Genomic DNA, 284 nt, shown 5'->3' with positions numbered 1-284 from the left:
TGGAAATCGTCATAGCCTCACATAGTTCCGAATGGGAGTTGTATGTGGAAAATGAATAGTTCTTCGTTCCACCCTCTGCGTTGAAGCCGTAAGCAACAGCGATTGCTTCCAGAAGCGTAGATTTTCCACTTCCATTTTCGCCAACAAAGAACGTAATGGGCTTATGGAATGTAAAAGTGTCGATTCCACTGATGGCAGGAATCTGACGAACATAATTGTATGGGCGAACTCTGTTCCAGTCGATGGTCAGCCCTTGGATAAACAAATCGTTCATACAGCACTCC

At 44.7% G+C, this 284-nt stretch carries 1 protein-coding gene; it reads right to left on the bottom strand.

Features of this window, described 5'->3' with window-relative positions:
* On the bottom strand, nucleotides 1-274 hold a 274-nt coding region (locus tag P0G09_RS20735; RefSeq protein WP_117930561.1), incomplete at its 3' end, for an AAA family ATPase.
* Nucleotides 275-284 lie beyond the last annotated feature (10 nt).

This window comes from Faecalibacterium sp. DFI.5.82 (assembly GCF_029076575.1).
Classification (GTDB): domain Bacteria; phylum Bacillota; class Clostridia; order Oscillospirales; family Ruminococcaceae; genus Faecalibacterium; species Faecalibacterium duncaniae.
The sequence above is the reverse complement of the archived record's forward strand: the minus strand, read 5'-3'. Positions and strand labels throughout refer to the sequence as shown.